This is a genomic window from Corallococcus sicarius (genome assembly GCF_003611735.1).
Lineage (GTDB): Bacteria > Myxococcota > Myxococcia > Myxococcales > Myxococcaceae > Corallococcus > Corallococcus sicarius.
The window spans coordinates 1-19,668 of sequence record NZ_RAWG01000179.1 but is presented as its reverse complement, the minus strand read 5'-3'; the positions used below and the strand labels follow the sequence as shown (position 1 = coordinate 19,668).

13 protein-coding genes are annotated in these 19,668 nt (G+C 69.7%); 5 read left to right on the top strand and 8 right to left on the bottom strand.

Annotation, left to right across the window (positions count from 1 at the left end; all coding sequences use genetic code 11):
* From D7X12_RS24965 to D7X12_RS24945, 5 genes are all read right to left on the bottom strand, one after another.
* On the bottom strand, positions 1-1,274 hold a 1,274-nt coding region (locus D7X12_RS24965), incomplete at its 3' end, for a serine/threonine protein kinase (RefSeq protein ID WP_341868241.1).
* Positions 1,275-1,291: 17 nt separating this feature from the next.
* Entirely contained in the window at positions 1,292-3,943 is a 2,652-nt protein-coding gene (locus tag D7X12_RS24960) for a protein kinase domain-containing protein (RefSeq protein WP_120627783.1), read from the bottom strand.
* Positions 3,944-4,048: 105 nt separating this feature from the next.
* Entirely contained in the window at positions 4,049-4,384 is a 336-nt protein-coding gene (locus D7X12_RS24955; protein ID WP_120627782.1) for a hypothetical protein, read from the bottom strand.
* Positions 4,385-4,570: 186 nt separating this feature from the next.
* Positions 4,571-7,522, bottom strand: coding sequence for a choice-of-anchor D domain-containing protein (locus D7X12_RS24950; RefSeq protein WP_120627786.1), 2,952 nt, complete (start codon positions 7,520-7,522; stop codon positions 4,571-4,573).
* Positions 7,523-7,733: 211 nt separating this feature from the next.
* Positions 7,734-8,387 carry a CDP-alcohol phosphatidyltransferase family protein gene (locus D7X12_RS24945; RefSeq protein WP_120627785.1) on the bottom strand — a complete coding sequence of 218 codons (654 nt, stop codon included), beginning with the start codon at positions 8,385-8,387 and terminating at the stop codon, positions 7,734-7,736.
* A 220-nt stretch (positions 8,388-8,607) separates the two neighbouring features.
* Here D7X12_RS24945 and D7X12_RS24940 point away from each other — a divergent pair, with 220 nt between their 5' ends.
* Together D7X12_RS24940 and D7X12_RS24935 are read left to right on the top strand one after the other, a co-directional pair.
* The gene (locus tag D7X12_RS24940) at positions 8,608-11,079 is read left to right on the top strand and encodes an acylase (RefSeq protein WP_244224757.1); all 2,472 of its coding nucleotides are present in this window, start codon (positions 8,608-8,610) and stop codon (positions 11,077-11,079) included.
* 387 nt (positions 11,080-11,466) lie between these two features.
* Positions 11,467-11,916, top strand: a complete 450-nt coding sequence (locus D7X12_RS24935) for a DofA protein (RefSeq protein ID WP_120627780.1) — start codon at positions 11,467-11,469, stop codon at positions 11,914-11,916.
* A 75-nt stretch (positions 11,917-11,991) separates the two neighbouring features.
* On the opposite strand, the gene D7X12_RS24930 is transcribed toward D7X12_RS24935, so the two are convergent.
* Together D7X12_RS24930 and D7X12_RS24925 are read right to left on the bottom strand one after the other, a co-directional pair.
* Positions 11,992-12,819, bottom strand: a complete 828-nt coding sequence (locus D7X12_RS24930; RefSeq protein ID WP_120627779.1) for a ThiF family adenylyltransferase — start codon at positions 12,817-12,819, stop codon at positions 11,992-11,994.
* Between the two features lie 12 nt (positions 12,820-12,831).
* Positions 12,832-13,548, bottom strand: a complete 717-nt coding sequence (locus D7X12_RS24925) for a class I SAM-dependent DNA methyltransferase (RefSeq protein WP_120627778.1) — start codon at positions 13,546-13,548, stop codon at positions 12,832-12,834.
* A 437-nt stretch (positions 13,549-13,985) separates the two neighbouring features.
* Between D7X12_RS24925 and D7X12_RS24920 the strand changes: the two genes are divergently transcribed.
* Positions 13,986-15,386: an alpha/beta fold hydrolase gene (locus D7X12_RS24920; protein WP_208719269.1), complete on the top strand. Its 1,401-nt coding sequence runs from the start codon at positions 13,986-13,988 to the stop codon at positions 15,384-15,386.
* A 15-nt stretch (positions 15,387-15,401) separates the two neighbouring features.
* Here D7X12_RS24920 and D7X12_RS24915 read toward each other — a convergent pair whose 3' ends face one another.
* On the bottom strand, positions 15,402-17,198 hold the full coding sequence (locus D7X12_RS24915; RefSeq protein WP_208719267.1) for a sigma 54-interacting transcriptional regulator: 1,797 nt from the start codon (positions 17,196-17,198) through the stop codon (positions 15,402-15,404).
* Positions 17,199-17,817: 619 nt separating this feature from the next.
* On the opposite strand from D7X12_RS24915, the gene D7X12_RS24910 reads away from it, so the two are divergent.
* Entirely contained in the window at positions 17,818-19,035 is a 1,218-nt protein-coding gene (locus D7X12_RS24910; RefSeq protein WP_120627777.1) for a heparin lyase I family protein, read from the top strand.
* 80 nt (positions 19,036-19,115) lie between these two features.
* Positions 19,116-19,668 (top strand): SulP family inorganic anion transporter (locus tag D7X12_RS44520; protein ID WP_244224756.1); only part of this gene is annotated, 553 nt, incomplete at its 3' end.

Below are 19,668 nucleotides of genomic sequence, written 5' to 3'. Positions count from 1 at the left end.
CGGGCGACATGTACGCGAACTTGCCCTTGAGCACGCCGGGGTTCGTCAGCTTGTTGCCCGCCTTCGCGATGCCGAAGTCGGTGAGCTTCACCGCGCCGTCGTAGGACACGAGCACGTTGTGGGGCGTCACTCGCGGCCTCCGCGGCGCGCTCGTCGCGGGACAGCACCAGCGTCGTGCCGTGGAGGTCCTCATCCGGCGACGGGCTGCGCCTGGCGCCCGAGGCATGGCTTCGCGACGGCATCACCGCCGTGGGCTCGCGGGGCGGGGGCGCCGCTTCGGAGCCGGGCGGCGGAAGGGCCCCGTCCACCAGGGCGGTGCGCTCCGGGAGCGCGGGCAGCGACTGGTTGCTGGCGGCGACCGGGAACAGCCTGCGCACGTAGGCGCCCACGTCGGTGTCGTCCACGGAGCGGGCGTGGCTCAGCACGCACTGGGCCAGGGCGCGCTCCAATTCGCCAGCGGTCTGGAAGCGCTTGGACAGGTCGCGCTCCAGCGCGCGGCAGATGGCGGCGTCCAGGTCCGGGGGCACGTCCGGGTTGAGGCGCGCGGGGGGCACGATGGTGCTCTCCTGCACCGCGCGCAGGACGGCGATCTCCGAGTCCCCCTGGAACAGCCGCCCGCCGGTGAGCAGCTCCCACAGCACGACGCCCAGCGCGAACACGTCGGTGCGCACGTCCACGCTCTCGCCCCGGGCCTGCTCGGGCGACATGTACGCGAACTTGCCCTTGAGCACGCCGGGGTTCGTCAGCTTGTTGCCCGCCTTCGCGATGCCGAAGTCGGTGAGCTTCACCGCGCCGTCGTAGGACACGAGCACGTTGTGGGGCGTGACGTCGCGGTGCACCAGGTGCAACAGCTCGCCGTTCACCCGCAGGCGGTGGGCGTAGTGCAGCCCCCGCGCGACCTCCGCGCCGATGTGCGCCACCAGCGTGGTGGGCATGGGCGCCATGGCCTCCTTGCTCCGCTTGCGCAGCTCCCACAGCGAGCAGCCGCGCACGTACTCCATCGCCAGGTAGTAGGTGTCCTCGTGCTTGTCGAAGTCGAAGATCTGCACCACGTTGGCGTGGTTGAGCCGCGAGGCCAGCCGCGCCTCTGCGATGAACATCTGCACGAAGTCCGGGTCGCTCGCGAGGAACGCGCGCACGCGCTTGATGACGACTTCCTTCTCGAAGCCCTCCGGCCCACGCGCGGTGCACAGGAAGATCTCCGCCATGCCGCCTTCGGCGAGCTTGCGGCGCACGACGTACTTGCCGACGTGGGTTCCAGCCTCGAGCGTCACGGAAGGGTCCACGGCGCCTACTCGAACTTGACCGTCACCACGTTGAGGTCGATGGGGAGCACCTCGATGCGGCGGTTGAGGGTCCGTTTCAGCGCGGGGTTGGAGAACTTGCAGTCATGCATGCCCACCTGCAGCTCCACGGGCTGGAAGGGCGTCTCACCCAGCTTGCGCCCGCTGCACGTCACCTCCGCCCCCGGCGTCACCACGAAGCTCACCGCCGCGGCACGCTCCTGGGCCTTCGGGTCCGACGCGCCGACGGGAGCGGCTTCGGGCGTGGGTGGCGCGGCGGACGGAGGCTCCGTGCCGGGCCGCCCGGAGGACGTCATCGGCACGAGCTTCAGCGGCCCCACCACGAGCGGTCCGGACGCGGGCACCACGATCTGCGTGCGCAGCTCCCGGTAGCCTTCCTTCACCAGCACGAGCCAGTAACGGCCGGGCTTCACCTGCGGCAGCACCAGCGGCGTGCGCTCCGGGAGCACGCGGTCCTCGAAGACGACCCGTGCGCCCGTGGGCTCGGACTCCACGCGGACGCCGCTCTGGGTCATCCCGGTGCTCCAGAAGAGTCCCAGCACGAGCAGGAGCGCCGCCAGCGCCGCGCCGCCCCACACGAACCACCGACGCCTGGAGGGCTCCGCGACGGACTGTTCGGTGACGGTGCCCGTGCGGGCCGGCGGCACCCACGCGTTGGGCATGGGCGCGCGGGAGGAAGAGCGCGGCGCCGTGGACGCGGTCATCTCCTCGAGGGTGGCGTGGGGCGCGGGGACCGGGAGTCGGCCATGGCGGTGTTCCGCCGAAGGCGACGGACCCGACCGGGAGACGGGGATCTCCGAGCGCGGCACGGCGCGGAGGTCCTGCGTGGGGCCTTCATCCAGCTCCGCGCGGGACACGGCGCGCATGTCCAGGGTCGCGTCGTCCTCGTCCTCCTGGGCCTGCGCGGCCAGCAGGCGCTGATCCAGCGTGGGCGCGTCCTCTTCCACCTGGAACCGGGGCGTCAGCTGGCCCAGCGGGTCCACCATGGCGAGCGTGGGCGCGTCCTCCTCCACCTGGAAACCGTTCGCGCGCAGGCTGCCCAGCGGATCCATCATCGCGAGCGTGGGGCCCTCTTCCGAGGTCACGGTCGGCAGGGACGGCTCTTCCAGGCGCACCGGTCGCATGGAGCGCGAGGGTGGCGATTCCAGGGCCCGTCGAGACCCCGACTGACGGGGCTCCGGCCGGACGTCGGGGTGGCGGATCTCCGAACGGGGCTCCGCGTTGCGGACATCGGCACGGGCGTCCGCATTGCGCCCTTCAGCGCGACCCTCGGCGTTGCGAGCATCCGTGCCTCGGGCCTCCGAACGATGCTCGGCACGGGCGTCGGCGTTGCGGCCCTCCACGCGAGCGTCGGCACCGCGGACCTCTGACCGAAGCTCGGCACGGGCGTCACCGCCGCGGCCCTCCGCACGGGCATCGACACTGCTCCGAGCGTCGGCCCCACGAACCTCCGACCGCACCTCACCCCGCGGCTCCGGACGCGCATCCACCGCCCGGGCCTCGGCCTCTGCGTCCTCGCGGCGCGGTTCCACCTTCCCGCTCGGCCGGTTCGCACGCGGCGGACGCAGCGTGGTGGTGGGCTCATTCTCCGTGCGTCCCGGCGCCGAGGCCGGCCGCATCACCGAGCGGCGTGGCACGGCCGGCGACTCCGCGCGAGGAGACACGCCGGCCTCCTCGTCCGTCACCTGCACTTCACCCGACCGGGCCTCCTCGGACAGCCGGTCCGCGTACAGGTCCTTCATGAACGCGGCCAGGTCCGCCGTGCCGGACGGCTGCGCCTGCGCGGCCAGCCACCCCTCCAGCGCGCGCTGCAGATCCTGCGCGTGCTGGAAACGCGCGTCCGGCTCCTTCGCGAGCGCCTTGAGCACGATGGCGTCCAGGTCCGCAGGAACCCGGGGCGCCACCTGCGACGGCGCCGGCACGTTGCACTCCGCCACCGCCCCCAACGTCAGCATGTCGCTGGGGCGCTTGAACAGGCGGCCCCCCGTCAGCAGCTCATGCAGCACCACGCCCAGCGCGAACACGTCCGAACGGCAGTCCACCCGCTGCCCGGCGGCCTGCTCCGGCGACATGTACGAATACTTGCCCTTGAGCACCCCGGAGCGCGTCACCGTGGCCTGGTCCGCCGCCTTGGCGATCCCGAAGTCCACCACCTTCACGCCCCCCTCGAACGTCACCAGGATGTTCTGCGGCGACACGTCCCGGTGCACGATGCCCAGCGGGCGCCCCGCCGCGTCCGTCTTCCGGTGCGCGTAGTCCAGCCCCGCACTGGCCTCCAGCAGGATGCGGCACACCAGCGGCACCGGCAGCGGCCGCCCCGCCGTCTCCGAGCGCTTCCAGAGCCGGCGCGCGTCCACGCCATGGATGTACTCCATGGCGATGAAGAACGTGTCGCCCTCCGCCCCCAGGTCGTAGATCTGCACCACGTTCGGGTGCGCGAGCCGCGCCGCGATGCGCGCCTCGTCCAGGAACATCCGGACGAACTCGTCGTTCTCCGACAGGTGCGGGAGGATGCGCTTGAGGACCAGCAGCTTGTCCGGCGCGTCCGACCCCGGCCGACGCGCGAGGTAGATCTGCGCCATGCCGCCCGTGGCAAGGCGCTTCAGGAGCTGGTAGCTGCCGTAGGTTTCGATGGACACGGCCGGGACGCGAGAAGGCGGATCCCGAGCGTAAGCCCCCAGGCCAGGGGAATCAAACAGCGAATCCCCTTGGGGTTTTTCCCAAGGAGGGCCGTACGGGCACCCCTAGCGGCGGGCCGCCCGGACCTCCCGGGTCTCCCGCATCAGCGCTTCCAGCTCATCCAGGTGCCGCTTGAGCACCGGCATCAGCATGGGGACGGTGTCCACCCGGTCGAACAGGTCCAGCACCCGGTCCACCTTGCGCTCGATCTCCTGGGCCCTCAGGGGACTGATGCGCCGCAGGAGCATGTCCGCCCCCGCCTCCATCAGCACCCGCGCCACCGCGTCCCGCGACGCCAGGGGCTCCTGCCTGCGCTGGCCCTCCCCGCGGATGACCCGCAGCCCCGGCGCACCGGCGCGCGGAGGGGACTTCGGATGCTCGTCGGGGGTTCGGGTGCTCACAGCGCGCCTCCCAAGGCAACAGCAGCTAGACGCTCCGCAGGGTACACACCGAGGGAGCGACTCCAATTTTCTGGTCATCCGCACAGGCAGATGCAGTGCTGTAGCACCGGGGGCTGACATCCCCGTTCAGGGCCGGATGTCCGGCCCGTCACGGGGATCACACCACCGTCATTCCGGGTGTCCGGTTCAGTCGTTCGCGCAGGCGCGGCGGTAGGTGATGTTCACCCGCGAGCCCGGCGGCGGCACCACGGAGAACACCACGCTGTTGCTCGCGGCGTCATAGGTCCAGCCTGACGTGGTGGCCGTCCCGTTGACCGTGACGACGACCGTGCCCGCGTCCGGCTCCTCGCTCAGCGGGAAGCGGTCCTGCGCGCTGAACGCCTTGCTGGCCACCTGCTTGAGCAAGGGCGCGTAGTCCGAGGCGCACACGTTGAGCACCTCGCCGCCCGTCTGCGCGGCGGCGTCCGCGTAGCGCGTGCCGGCGCCACCCGCCGTGGCACACGCCGTCTTCGTGGGCGCGATGGCGAAGAACGTCGCCCGCTGCGGCTGGTTCTCACCCTTGCGCTGCTGCGCCCACTGCACGTACGTGGAGACCGCGTCCGGCGAGTGGTCATCCTCGTCACCCACGAACACCACCACCAGCGCCGCGGCGTCGCGCAGGAAGCCCTGGTTGCCGTCGTTGGGCAGCGGCGTGCGCGGATCATCCGCGTTGTTCACGAGCGGCGAGGTGAGCGCGCGGCGCATCGCCTCGAAGCCCTGCTCCACCTGCGCGCACTGGCCCACCTGCATGTTCTGCTGCAGCACCGTCGTCACGTCCGGCGTGGCCAGCGTGAGGATGCGCTGCCGCGTGTTGTCCACCGGGAAGAAGCGCCCGGCCTCACCGCCCAGCGCGCCGCCCGGGCAGGCGCCGGAGACCGCGGAGATGCCCGTCGTCGTCACCGCCATGTTCAGGTCCACCGCCTTGTTGCGCGCGGCGTCCACGAAGGATGGGATGGCGGACACCAGCCGAGGGTGCTCCTCCACCATGGACGCCGTGTTGTCGACGACGAACAGCACGTCCACCTTGCTCACGTCCTGCTGCACGAAGGCGTCCGTCTTCTCCACCTTCTTGGACGACTCGCCGATGAGCGGCACCATCAGCGGGATGGGCAGGTCGCTGGAGTCCACGAACAGGGGCGACAGGTTCATGCCCGCCACCTGCGCGAAGTAGTCCACGCCCACCGTGAAGGACTCACCCGGCTGCAGCTGGAACGCGGGAGGCGCCGGGTTGTCCAGCAGCGTGAACTCCGAATCCGTCGTCCCCGGCCCGATGAAGACGTTGGAGATGGTCACGGGCGTGGTGCACGCGTTGAGGTAGTTCACCTCGCGGGGGGCCGGACGGCAGTCCTTGCGCGCCAGGCCGAAGTCCACGAACCAGGGCGACGCCACCAGACACGTCGTCTCCGAGTGCGCCGTCAGCGGCACCGGCAACACCGGCGTCACCGGGTTGTACTGCTCAATCTGCAGCTCCCCCGCGAAGTCCCCGCCGGTGAAGGGCGCCTGGAAGGCCACCTGGAAGCTGAACCACTCGCCCGGGTAGATGATGCCGCCGAACAGGTCCCCGCCGGGCATCCGGAACACGCCGCCCCCGTCCCGGGCCACGCGGATGTTCTTCACGGGGCACAGGTCGGTGCCCTTGTTCTCCAGCTTCACGCCCAGCACCGCGCCACGCCCCGGCGGCACCGTGCCGAAGTCCACCAGCTGCGGAGTGACCGTCAGGTCGCACGGCTCGTGCGCCTTCGCGCGGCCGAAGAAGTCCAGCTGCACCGTGGCCGCGGAGAAGGCGTTGGTGGTCATCACCAGCGAACCCGAAGCGGCGCCCTCGCGGGTGGGCTCGTAATACACTTCAATGTTCACCTCGCCGTTGGGCGGCAGCGTGTACGGCAGCGCCAGCGGCTTGTGGTTGAACTGCAGCTCCGCGGAAGGGTCCGCCGTCCACGTCAGCGAGTTGATGGTCAAAGGACCTGCGTTGTCCGTGCCGCAGTTCTTCACGTTCACGACGACGCGCACCTTGGAGCCCAGCGGCTGCTCCTGGAAGTCATGCATCATCGGATACACGCACAGCTCCGACGCGCCACCGAAGCCGCGCAGCGGCACCGGCAACGTGGGGTGGCGCTTGCTCACCACCGAGTAGACGGCGCGGTCCGTGGCCGGGCCCATGTGGCCGGGGCTGTAGCGGATCTCAAAGCCGCGCACCTCGCCCGGCTGGAGCACCAGCGGCAGACCCGTGTTGGCCTGGCTGAAGGACGCGTCCGTGCCGTCCAGCATCAGCGACGTCACCGTGACGGGCTCCGTGCTGATGTTGCGCAGGCTGGAGGCCTTGATGGCGTCGCGGTCCACCGGCACCGCGCCAAAGTCCAGCACCTCCGGCACCGCCACCACCGCGCGCTCCAGCGCCTCCGCGGTCACCTGCACCGGCACGTCCGCGCACCCGTGGCAGGGCGACACCGCGAGCGCGATCTGCTTCCTGCCCACGCGCACCGGGTTGAAGGTGATGGGCAATTCCTTGCGCTCGCCCGGGTTCACCGTCACGGGCTCGGCGACGAACTCATCCTTGTCCGCGCCCACCAGCTTGGGCGTGACCATCACCGGCAGGTCCGTGGGGTTCTCCAGCGTGACGCCCAGCGACTTGGTGGAATCCGCCTCGATGCGGCCGAAGTCCAGCTTGCGCGGCGACACCCGGGCCCACGCGTCCACGCCGGCGCCGTTGAGCGGGATGCGCATCAGCGGTTCGATGCGCGTGTCCGAGCGGATGACCAGCACCGCGGGCAGGCCGCCTTCAGCGAGCGGCGCGAAGCGTACCTTCAGCGTGCACTCGCTGCCGGGCACCAGGCTGTGCGGACCCTCGTGCGTGAACTCCGCCTTGTAGGCGCCTTCCGGCCCCTCCACCCAGGCTTCGTCCACGGTGATGCGCGCGCGCCCCACATTGCGCAGCGTGATCTGGGACTCCCGCGCGTCGAAGATGGCGACGCGCGCGAAGTCCACGCCACCCGGTGTCGCCGTCAGGCGCCCATCCGCGAGCGACGAACGTTCCCGGTCCGCGCAACCCGACACCAGCACCACCGCCAACAGGCCCAGCAGACTCCAGCGCCCCGTCATGGAACCCACCCCATCCCCTCCCGCCGCACCACGTGCTTGAAGCCGCAAGGGACTCCACACCGTGGAGGCCCCGCGGATCAGGTGGCGAAGCTAGGCACCCACCCCGTGGCTGCCAACCGCCCCATCGTGGGAAAAACAGTGGAACTGTCCTCCAGAACGTCCACTGGAGGGCACTCCCACCGCCCGGGGCCGGGGGCCTGGGTTCAGGACTTCAGAACTTCGGGATGCGCAGCGTCTTGCTGATCATCGCGCTGCCGCTCGCGACGTAGAGCAGCGCCAGCGGGTGCAACTGCAGCGGGCCGATGTCCCACACCCCACCCCACAGCGCGTCCCCGATGCGGCCCTGCCACATCGCCACCGCCAGCACCATCACCAGCAGGAGGCTCGTCGGGATGGGCGTGCCTTCGAAGTACTTCACCTTGCCGGTGCCGTCGGACAGCTCCGCGGAGGTGACGTTGAAGCGCGCCAGCCGGCTGATGCCGCACGCGACGAAGTAGAGCAGCGCCGCCACGTCCAGCGACCCGCGCAGCCCCACCGCGAAAGCCAGCGCCGCAGGCGCCATGCCGAACGAGATGACGTCCGCCAGCGAGTCCAGGTCCGCGCCCAGGGGCGACTTGCGGAAGCGCCACCGCGCAATCCGGCCGTCCGCCACGTCCATCACCAGCGCCACCGGCATCAGTGCGAACGCCACCCACAGCCAGCGCGGGTTGGCCGTCGCCAGGGCCTGCATGGACGCGAGGATGGCCCCCGCCCCCGCGAAGCCGTTGCCGAGCGTGACGAAGTCCGCCAGCACGAAGGTGCGAATCATCGAGAAGTGGCGGCGAGGGCGGCGCGCCGGAGGCGCTGGCGAGGGCTCGGTCGTCATGGCCTCCCCCGTGTAGCACACACGCTCTTTCCGGCTTTCCTAAACCCGCGACGCGGTGCATCCACGCGTTTCATCTCCGTGAAAAAGTCAAATCCCAGAAACATTGACCGCGCGATCGCCACCTTCCTAGTCTCCGCCCCGCATGCACGAGCACACCCCTGATACTTCTCCTCCTCGCGGCGGTTCCCAGTCTTTCCGGGCCTGTCGTTGGTCGTTCACCTTGTTCACGTCGCTGGCGCTGGTCGCCTCCACCGGCTGTAAAAACGATCCGGTGGTCGAGCCGCCCCCGACCCCCACGGCCAAGTACTCGGCGAAGATCCGCCGGACGTCCTACGGCATCCCGCACATCACGGCCAACGACTACGGCAGCCTCGGCTTCGGCCAGGGCTATGCCTTCGCGCAGGACCACATCTGTCCGCTGGCGGATCAGATCCTCAAGGTGCGCAGCGAGCGCGCGCGCTTCCTGGGCCAGGGCCCGGGCAACACCTACGTGGGCTCGGACCTGGCGTACCTGTCCATGGGCCTGATGGAGCGCGCCCAGAAGGCGTTCCCGGAGCTGTCCGAGGAAGTGCAGCAGATGCTCACCGGCTACGCGGCCGGCTACAACAAGTACGTGGCGGAGACCCCCAAGGAGTCGCTGCCCGGTGAGTGCGCCAACGCGGACTGGGTGCGCCCCATCACCGCGGTGGACCTGCTGGCGTTCGACATCGACCTGACGCTGGTGGGCGGCATCAACCAGCTGGCGCTCGCCATCGCGTCGGCGCAGCCTCCCGCCGTGGGCGCGCAGAGCGTGGACAAGCAGGCGCACCTGCGCCCGACGGCGCCCGAAATGGAGCAGCTGAAGACGCTGCGCCAGACGGACTTCGGCAGCAACGGCTGGGCCCTGGGCGCCGAGCGCACCGACAACGGCAAGGGCATGGTGATGGCCAACCCGCACTTCCCCTGGGAAGGCGAGCTGCGCCTGTGGGAGAGCCAGCTGACCGTGCCCGGTCAGATGAACGTGTACGGCGTGGGCCTGCTCGGCGTGCCGGCGGTGCTCATCGGCTTCAACGAGGACGTGGCGTGGACGCACACGTTCTCCTCCGGCCAGCGCATGACGCTGTACAAGCTGGACCTCGTCCCCGGAAAGCCGACGACCTACAAGTACGGCACCGAGGAGCGCACGATGACCTCCAAGACCTTCACCGTCCTGGTGAAGCTCCCGGAGGGCTCGCTGACCAACATCTCGCAGACGCTGTACTCCAGCCACTACGGGCCCATCATCTCCATCCCGGACTCGCCCCAGCCGGGCGCCCCGAAGACGAGCTGGAACGCCCAGACGGTGCTCACCGTCCGGGACGCCAACATCGAGAACATCAAGTTCCTCGATCAGTTCCACGGCATGAACAAGGCCAAGAACCTGACCGAGTTCAAGAGCGTCTACGCCACCCAGCAGGGCCTGCCCTGGGTGAACACCATGTACGCCGACAAGGAGGGCAAGGCCTGGTACACGGACGCCACCCCCACGCCCAACCTCACCAAGGACGCGTACACGAAGTGGGTGACGGCGGCCACGACGCCCGCCCCCACCCTGGCCTACGCCGTCTACTCCAGCCTGGGCCTGGTGGCGCTGGAGGGCAGCGACCCCGCCAACGAGTGGCAGGTGGAGCCGGGCTCTCGCAGCCCCGGCCTCGTGCCCTTCGCCAAGGTGCCGCAGCTGGAGCGCAATGACTTCGTCTTCAACGCGAACGACAGCTACTGGCTGTCCAACCCCGCCGCGCCCCTGACGGGCTTCTCGCCCCTGCACGGCCTGGAGCGGGTCCCCCAGTCGCCGCGCACGCGCATGAACGTCATCACCCTCACGGAAGCCGGCCCCAACGCCGCCTCCGGCCCGGACAACAAGTTCAGCCTGGAGGAGCTGAAGGCCGCCGTGTTCAGCAACCGCAGCAGCATGGCGGAGCTGACCCTCGCGGACCTCACCACGCGCTGCGCTGGCAAGACGACGGTGAACCTCCAGGGCAAGCCGGTGGACATCAGCCAGGCCTGCGCGGTCCTCACCGCGTGGAGCGGCCGCTATGATCCGGACGCCAAGGGCGCCATCCTGTTCCGCGAGTTCCTGGCCACCGTCCCGAACTCCAGCCTGCTCAACGCCGGCCAGCTGTTCTCCGTCCCGTTCGACGCGGCCCAGCCCATTGCCACGCCCCACACGGTGGTGGCCGCGCCTCCCACGGGGGATGACCCGCTGCTCGTGAGGCTGGCGCAGGCGGTGACGGTGCTCACCACGGCCGGCATCCCGCTGGACAAGCCGCTGGGCGAGGTGCAGGTCACCCGCCGCGCTGGCACGCCCATCGCCGTCCAGGGCGGCCAGTCCCGCGAGGGCATCACCAACGTCGTCTCCTACGGCGTCACCCGCACCACCGTCTTCGAGTACTCCGAGAAGCGGTCCACCCCCCTGCTCAGCGCCAGCGGCCTGTCCAAGGAGGGCTACCCCATCAACAACGGCAGCAGCTTCGTCATGGCCATGCAGTTCACCGACGCCGGCCCCAGCGCCAACGCGGTGCTGACGTACAGCGAGTCGGGTGACCCGAAGTCGCCCCACTACGTGGACCAGACGATCCTGTTCTCCCAGAAGAAGTGGCGCCCCATCCTCTTCACGGATGCGCAGATCGCCGCGGACGCCAACCTCGTGGAGACCACCGTCTCCGGCGGGTAGTCCAGCCTTCCGCCTGAAGCCTTTTGAGCGGACCGAAGGCCCCGGGAGCCACCGCGCTCCCGGGGCCTTCTCTTTTGATGATAAGCCGTTGATAAGGCATTGTTGAAACATGCCAGGATCAGCGGAATCCGTCCTCTGGGGCAGGTTGCCCTCCAGGCGGGGTCTACCTTCCAATACCAGACACCCACGGGGGCCTCGGAGGCGAGAACACAGTCCCTGGTGACGTCAGGGACGGCGTGATGTGTCGTCTCAACAATGTCAGCCCCCGGGGCTGGTTTCTTGACGACCCGTGAAGAGCAGGATGGGCACCAGGCCCGTGGAAGACAGCCCGGTGGTACGAGCACCGGGGGACGGGTCTGGGTCAGTCACGAAGGAGTCTCGAACGCCATGGCACTTCCGGTCTACAAGACAGACGTCATCGACAAGGTCTTCTTCCTGCGCTGGGACGCTCCACCGACGCCGGAGGAAATCCAAACGGTCTTCCAGAAGATGCAGAATGCCTATCAGCAATCCCAGCAGCCCATGATCCTGGTTACGAGCGCCGGGGCCAAGGCGGCGGTGCCCAACAGCGAGCAGCGCCGGCACCTGTCCAACATGCTGTCGGATGCCCGGTCGATGTTTTCGGAGATCCACGTCGTCATCGAGGGCAACGAGCTGCAGCACAACCTCCAGCGCGTCATCGTGTCCGGGATGCTCATCGTCACGCGCACGTATGACGACCAGTTCATCCGGGTGCACAAGAACGCGGATGGAGCGGCGGGCTTCATCGCGCGGCGGCTGGGCGTGGACGGCAACCAGGTGGTCAACGAGGCACGCAGCCGGGGCGTGGTGCTGTAGCGCTCCTGCTTGAAGGCCGCGGCCCCCCGCGCCCCTTCCGTTGAACGGAAGGGACACGGGGGCCTCAAGCCCGCATCAACCCCGGGCGCGCTCTTCCACCGGCACGACGGGCCGCGCAGGGGCGATGGTGCCGCGCACGTAGCGGTGGTCGAAGAGGTCCACGTAGAGGTACTCGGGCCAGGACACCATCGCGCGGGCACCCAGCATCACGCCGCGCATGATTTCACTGACCATCAGCCCCGCGGCGGTGGTCGCTCCAATCACGCACGTGGGAGCGTGGCCCTTGCCCTGGTAGCAGGCGTCCATGTACTCCTGGAGCATGTAGCTGCCCAGGTGCGGGATGATCTTCGGCAGGTCGATGCGGCCGTCCGGCAGGATGAACAGCTCCTCATAGAGGGGCGCGTCCGGCTGGAAGACGTGGAGCGCGGCGCCGAAGCCCAGCATCAGCCCCGTCATGATGGGGATGCCCTGCTGACGGCACGTCTGGTGGAGCGACTCCTTGGCGCGGGCCCCCGCGATGTCGATGACCTCCACCACGTAGTCCACCGGCGGCAGCCCCCCGCCGCCCGCGAGCACGGCCGCCACGTTGTCGTCGGTGATGCCCTCGTGCACCTTGTGCACGCGCAGGTCCGGGTGGATGTCCCGGCACATCCGCTCCACCACGTCCACCTTGCGCTGCCCCAGGGTGCTTTCGAAGCAGCCAATCTGCCGGTTGATGTTGTGGCGCTCGTACACGTCGAAGTCCGCGAGCGTGATGCAGCCGAAGCCCAGCCGGGCCAGGTCCACCGCGCACTGCCCGCCGGCACCGCCCACACCGGCGATGAGCACGTGCGTGGCGGCCAGCTTGTCCATCGTCTGGGGATGCAGGACGCCGAGGTTGCGTTGGAATCGGGGATTCACCATGGGGTGCGCTCCTTACTTCCGCATGCAGACGTAGAAGTTCTCGCCGTAGTAGTCGTCGCCGTCGGCCACCAGCGCCTCGCTGAAGCCCACCTTCTCCAGCAGGCGCACCGCCGCGTCGGTGTCCAGGAAGGTCACCATCTCGTTGGGGTCGGTGGTGAGCCGCTGGGCGCAGGTGCGGTGGTGCGTCACCGCGCGCTGGAGCTTCTCCGTCCAGCGCCCCTCCTCCTGCCACTCCTGGATGGAGTTCTTGAGCACCTTCTCCAGGTCCGGCCGGGGGCGCTTGTTGCTCGTCATGCACAGCACGCCGCCGGGCTTCAGGTGCGTCCACGCCTGGCGCAGCACCGACTCCGGGTCGCGCACGTAGAAGAGGACGTTGTTCATCACCACCGCGTCCGCGTCCGCCGCCACGTCCACCGGGAAGGCCGTCACGTCCCCCGGCATCAGCGTCCAGCGGGCGCGCACCGCGTCCGGCTCGCGGTCCCTGCGCCGCGCCGCCAGCCGGAGCATGGCCGCGTTGTTGTCAAAGCCCACCACGCGCTGGCCGCGCTGCACGAGCGGCTGCCCCACCAGCCCGGTGCCACAGCCCGCGTCGATGACGTAGGGCCGCTCCCGGGTGTCCCGGAGGATCTTCGTGAGCTGCCGCTGGTAGCAGGGCAGCTCGGGGATCATCTCGTCATAGCTGTGCGCGAAATCGTTCCAGATGTTGTCGACAAAGACGGACTCGGGCATGGGTCCTCCCGCGGCGGGGAGTCAGGGTGAGATCCGTTGTTGTCTCCCGTCTCCGCCCCGGGCGCGATCACCCCGCCGTCTTCCCCTACCATTCAGGACTTGCCTGTTTCGGATGTATGTGTTGGATGGAATGAAGGAAGTCGCCCTGGAGGGCAGGTCCGGTGGGAACCACTGTCCGGAAGGCCCCGCACCATTCGTGGTGCGCATGTCTCGGTTTCGAAGCACGCCCCGTGGGGTGCCTCTTCACTCGGAGCGCGGGCGGTGCGTCTTCCGGTGGCCATCAACCGTGAATCATGCCCTGCGGGGCTGCCCCAATGAAATCAAGAGTTTGGACCCTGGCGCGGAAGGTGCTCAGGGAACGCCTGGGCCGGAAGCACAGGAATGTCAGCCCCGAACGTATCACTGCGGGGGGAATCTTCATGCGAGTCGAGGTCGGTATGCGTGGGTCATTGTGCCTGTCGTTGGTGATGGTGGCGTTGTGGGTGGGTGGCGGTGCGGAGGCGGCGGAGGTCGCGTCGTGGGTGGAGGCTCGGAGCCAGGGGGCTCAGGCAGCGCAGGAAGAAGGGCTCGCGCGGTCCCTGCTGGGGTCGGGGCTGCCCGCGCTGAGCACGAAGCGCGAGTCGCTGGGCGGTGGCCTGGCGCACTACACGTGGAAGGTGCGCGTCGGCCGGGGCACCTATGATGTCGTCACGGTGCACCGGGTGGTGCGCGAGGCGTTCCCCTGGGTCCCGGCGCGCAGCACGCGGGCGGTGTTCATGGTGCACGGGGACCTCTGGGGCTTCGTGCCGGCGTTCCTCTCCAACACCTGCATGGCGACGATGCCGGCGGACCAGTCCCTGGCGGCGTACCTGGCCAGCAACGACGTGGATGTGTGGGGCCTGGACCTGAGGTGGGTGGGGGTGCCTGAGTCGGAGAAGGACTTCGCGTTCATGGCGGACTGGACCCTGGCCACGCACGTGCAGGACGTGGGCGCGGGCCTGAAGCTGGCGGAGAGCGTGCGCAAGCTGTCCGGCAGCAGCAGCCGCGACAGGATGTTCCTGCTCGGCTGGAGCCGGGGAGCGACCATCAGCTACGCGTACATGAGCGCGGAGTCCCAGCGTCCCCACACCCAACGTCAGGTGGACGGCTTCATCCCGGTGGACATGGTGCTGCGCTTCGCGCCGGAAGCGGAGCAGCAGCGGCGCTGGGCGTGTGATCGCTACACGGTGCTGAAGAAGGCGCGCGACGCGGGGCGCACCGAGGGAGGCCTGCTGGGGCCCGCGCCGGGGACGCCGGTGAAGCTCATCGGGCAGCTCGCGGAGACGGCGCCCAACGCGGCCTCCCCGCTCGCGAAGATGAGCGTCGCGGCGCCGCCCACCAACCGGCAGTTCGCCGTCATCGCGGCGGGCGCCACCGCGGCCCTCCTGGCGCCGCTCCAACCGATTACGCCGGGCTACCACCTGGCGGCCAGCATCCCGGACGCGTCGGGCCTGCCCTTCCAGACGGCCTTCACGCCGGAGGCCACCCTCTTCGACTACCTCCAGCTCGCCGTTCCGTACCAGAGCCTCAACGAGGTGGTGGAGACGGAGGCGCAGCTGTGCGGCCTGGACGTGCCCTATGACGACCACCTGAAGGACGTGAAGGTGCCGGTGCTGTACCTGGGCGCGGCGGGCGGAGCGGGGCGCTACGGCGAGTACTCGGTGCGCCTCTTGGGCAGCACCGACGTCACCCTGCGCGTGGTGCGCACCCGGCCGGAGTCCGAGCGTGCGCTGGACTTCGGGCACGCCGACCTGTTCCTCGCCCGGGACGCGAAGGCGTGGGTGTGGACGCCCCTGCTCCGGTGGATGCAGGCGCACTGACGCGAAGAAGGCGCGTCAGTCCTCCGGCTTCCACAGCCCGTGGCGCCGGGCCCTGCGGCCCAGCGTCACCGGGTCCATGCCCAGCGCCACCGCGGCGCGGCGCAGCACGCCGCCGTGGCGCTCCAGGGCCTCGCGGATGAGCTCGCGCTCCACCTGGTGGAGCCGGGCGCGCAGGGAGCCGTCCCCCGTGGGGTCCGCGCGGGGCACGGCGCTGTTGATGAGCGCGGGCGGCAGGAGGCGCCGGGTGAGCATCTCCCCGGGCCTGGACAGCAGCACGGCGCGCTCCATCACGTTGCGCAATTCGCGCACGTTGCCGGGCCACGCGTAGCCGTGCAGCACCTCGTCCGCGTCCGGGGCCACGCCGGTGGCGGAGCGCTTGAGGGTGCGGTTGAACTGCTCCACGAAGGCCCGCGACAGCTCCGGGATGTCCTCCGGGCGCTCGCGCAGGGGCGGGATGTCGATGGTGAAGCTGTTGAGGCGGTAGAAGAGGTCCGCGCGGAAGCGGCCGGCGCGCACCTCCTCGCCCAGGTCCCGGTTGCTCGCGGCCACGACGCGCACGTCCACGTGGCGCACCTGGGTGCCGCCCACCGGGCGCACGTCGCCCGTCTCCAGCACGCGCAACAGCTTCGCCTGGAGGTTGGGCGTCGTGTTCTCGATTTCATCCAGGAAGATGGTGCCGCCGTTGGCGAGCACGAAGAGGCCCGGGTGGTCCGACACCGCGCCGGTGAAGGCCCCCTTCACGTGGCCGAACAGCTCCGACTCCAGCAGCGTCTCCGTGAGCGCGCCGCAGTCCTGGATGACGAGCGGCAGGTCTCCCCGGCCGCTGAGCCGGTGGAGGATGCGCGCCAGCACCTCCTTGCCGGTGCCCGTCTCGCCCTGCAGCAAGACGGCGACGCGGTGGGGCGCCACCAGGCGCACCATCTCCATCACCCGCTGCATGGCGGGGCTGCGAAAGCCCACGTCCTCCGCGTTGCGGCCCGGAGCCCCCACGGGCGCCTGCGCCAGCGCGCGCTCGCGCAGCAGGTTGCGCTCCAGCTCCAGCGCCATCCGCCACTGCTCGGTGCGGAAGCCGTGCTCGCGCCCCGCCTGGAGCACCGACTCGCGCAGGGCCTCCGCCTCCGGGAACGCCCCCAGTGCCCGGTAGATGCGGCCGCTGTTGAAGAGCGCCACCAGCCGCTCCGGCGCGGCCGGCGCGCAGTAGACGATGCGCGAGGCCAGGTCGCTCGGGGGCCCCGCGCCGGACGGGTCCACCTCCGCGCGCTGGGCGCCCAGGGACTCCACCAGGGACAGGGCCTGGGCCTCGTCCTGGCCACACACCAGGAGCGCGGCCATGTCTCCGCGCGACAGCAGCACGTGCGCGTCCTCCTCGTTGGCGGCGAAGTGCGGCGTGGCCACGCCGTCCAGGGCCTGGCGCACCGCGCGCGACTCCTCCTCGCTGGCGTAGGCGGCCACCACCTGCAGGTGCGACGTGGACAGGTAGCGCGCCAGCTTCACGCCGTCCGCCGCCTCGAAGGCGCCGAAGCTCACCCCCAGCGCGGTGACGGTGCCCGCGCCGCCGCCGGTGTCGTGGCGCCAGCGCACCACGCCGTGCACCCGCACGTGGGCGCCCGTGTCCGGCAGCGAGAACGACATCTCCACCGGCTCGTTCTCGTGCGGCCCCTCGGACGGGCGGCGCGGCGTGGCGATGAGCCCGATGCCCGTCTCACTGATGTTCACGGACCAGCAGCCGTGCAGCGCGGGCTGGGTGACGACCTTCACGTACAGCGGTTTGCGCTCGCTCCGGGGAATCTGCGCGGACACGGGGCGCGTCATGGAGTGCGTCACTCTACCGGCCTCACGGCCGCGGCGCGGCGGGCATCCTGGGAATCCACGGGCATTCTAGCGCGCGGTTGTGCCTGATTCTCCTGTCCGCGCAAGTCGGCGGCGACGCGGTGTCCCGGTGACACATCTCCATGGGACAGGGGTCCCAAATGCCCTGCCCCGCCGGGACCGCTCCGCCCCCACACCGCACCACAGCGCGTTCCCGCGGGACGCACCGTGCTCCAGCGGTGCGCCTCCCACGCGACGCGCCGTATTGGTGCTCGCGGGGGGTTGAAGGATTCCACCCGGGACGTCTGGAATAGATGTCTGTCTTTCCCACCCAGACCTGCCTGCCATGCAGGCGAGCTCAGCTTCGCTTGTGTTCGAAATAAAACTTCGATATTCCATTTGTCACCTTGGAGTACGGCGGCGCACCCGCGCTGCCGGACGGAGCACAGCACCCACGAAACACCGCTTGTCTTCTTCTGCCGCGAGGGCCCTGTCGCACAGGTCCCGGAGCGCGGAAGGCGACTGCCCGCCGTAAAGCCAGACATTCCCCGGTCGTGCTCCTGTCTTCATGTCCTGGGAGCACGGCGTTCTCACTGCCTGTCCTTTCCCCCTGGGCCATTCCTTGAAGAAAACCCTTCTCCTGGTTGAAACGTTGTTCGTCCTGGGCGCCCTTGGCTGTGGCGCACCGGAAGACTCCCTTCCGGAGGACCGGCTGCCGCCGGTGTCCTCGTCGGACGAAGACCTCACCACCAGCAACTGCACCCAGCTCACCCCCAGCAGCGTGATCGCCAGCGGCGACGACGGCACCGGCAGCGTCGCGGCCAACACCCTGGATGACCGGCTGGACACGCGCTGGAGCAGCCTGGGGAAGGGCCAGTGGATCGACTACGACCTGGGCGCGACGAAGGGCCTGGGCGGGGTGTCCGTGGCGTGGCACCAGGGCAACACGCGCATCAACACCTTCACGGTGTCGGTGTCGCCGGACGGGATGAACTACACGCAGGTGTACAGCGGCAAGAGCCTGGGCACGACGACGGCGGCGGAGACGTACGCCTTCACCCCGGTGAACACGCGCCGCGTTCGCATCTACGTGCAGGGCAACAGCCTCAATGACTGGGCCAGCATCGCGGAGGCGCGTCCGTGCGCCGGCACGATCCCCGCCCCCACGCCCGGCGGCATCGTCTGGCGGGGCGACTTCGAGTCGGGGGATCGCACCCAGTGGGATGGCACGCAGATGGTCAGCTCGGACCGGCTGCAGGTGATTCCCTCGCCGGTGCGCGAGGGCGGCTACGCCCTCAAGGCCACGGTGCGTCAGGGCGACGATCCCATCAACTCCAGCGGCAACCGCAATGAGATCTTCAAGCAGACGAAGGAGCCCGCGGGCTCCGAGTACTGGTACCGCTGGAGCACGCGCTTCGCGTCGGACTTCCCCAGCGTCAACACCTGGCAGCTCTTCACCCAGTGGCACCACGACGGCTGCTGCGGCTCGCCGCCGGTGGAGTTCTACGTCTACGGCGAGGAGATGCGGCTCAACATCGGCGGGGACCCGGGCGTCATCGTCTGGAAGACGCCGCTGGTGCGCAACGCGTGGCACGACTTCGTCTTCCACGTGAAGTGGTCACCCAACTCCACCGTGGGCTTCGTGGAGCTGTACTACAACGGCAACCTGGTGCTGCCCAAGCGCTACATCGCGACGCAGTACAGCGGGCAGCTCAACTACCTGAAGATCGGCCTGTACCGGAACGACACCGTCGCGCCGGTGGGCGTCGTCTACCACGACGGCTGGGTGATGGGCCGCACCCAGGCGGACGTGCTGAACGCGAACTACCAGCTGCGCTGAAGCACCGGCCGCGTGCCCCGGTAGGCGCCGGGGCACGCACCGGGCTAGGCTTTCAAACCCACCCCGGAGGAGCCGCATCCATGCGCCTGTGCGCCGCGTTGACCGCCGCAACCCTGCTGTCGGCCTGTACGACGACGTATGCCATTCCCAAGTCGGAGCTGGTGCGACTGGACGGCTTCAAGGACGACAACGCGGCGCTGCTGAGGGAGCTGGGGGACGTGATGCTCAACCGTCCCAATGATCGCAGCCGCGCGGTGCGGGACGTGGAGGGGGACACGCACAAGTTCACCGCCGACACGCCGCTGGCGCTGGTGGGCCCGCCGAAGGAGCCCGAGGAGCTGCGCTTCCGGACCGAAGAGCAGCGCTTCATCGCGCTGGGCGTGGACGCCACCCGCTTCCAGGGGGTGCCCATCAAGCCGGACAGCCAGCCCGTCATCGTGCCGATGGCGGAGGTGGACCACGGCACGCTGCGCGAGTTCAGCCTGGGCAAGACGCTGCTCCTGACGGGCGGCATCGGGCGCAGCGCGGCGAACATCAACGCCGGCGCGAAGACGCGCTGGTCGGCGGTGCTCCACGCGGTGTGGATGCTCGCCTTCATCACCCTGCTGGGAGGGCTCGCGTCCTACGTGCCCC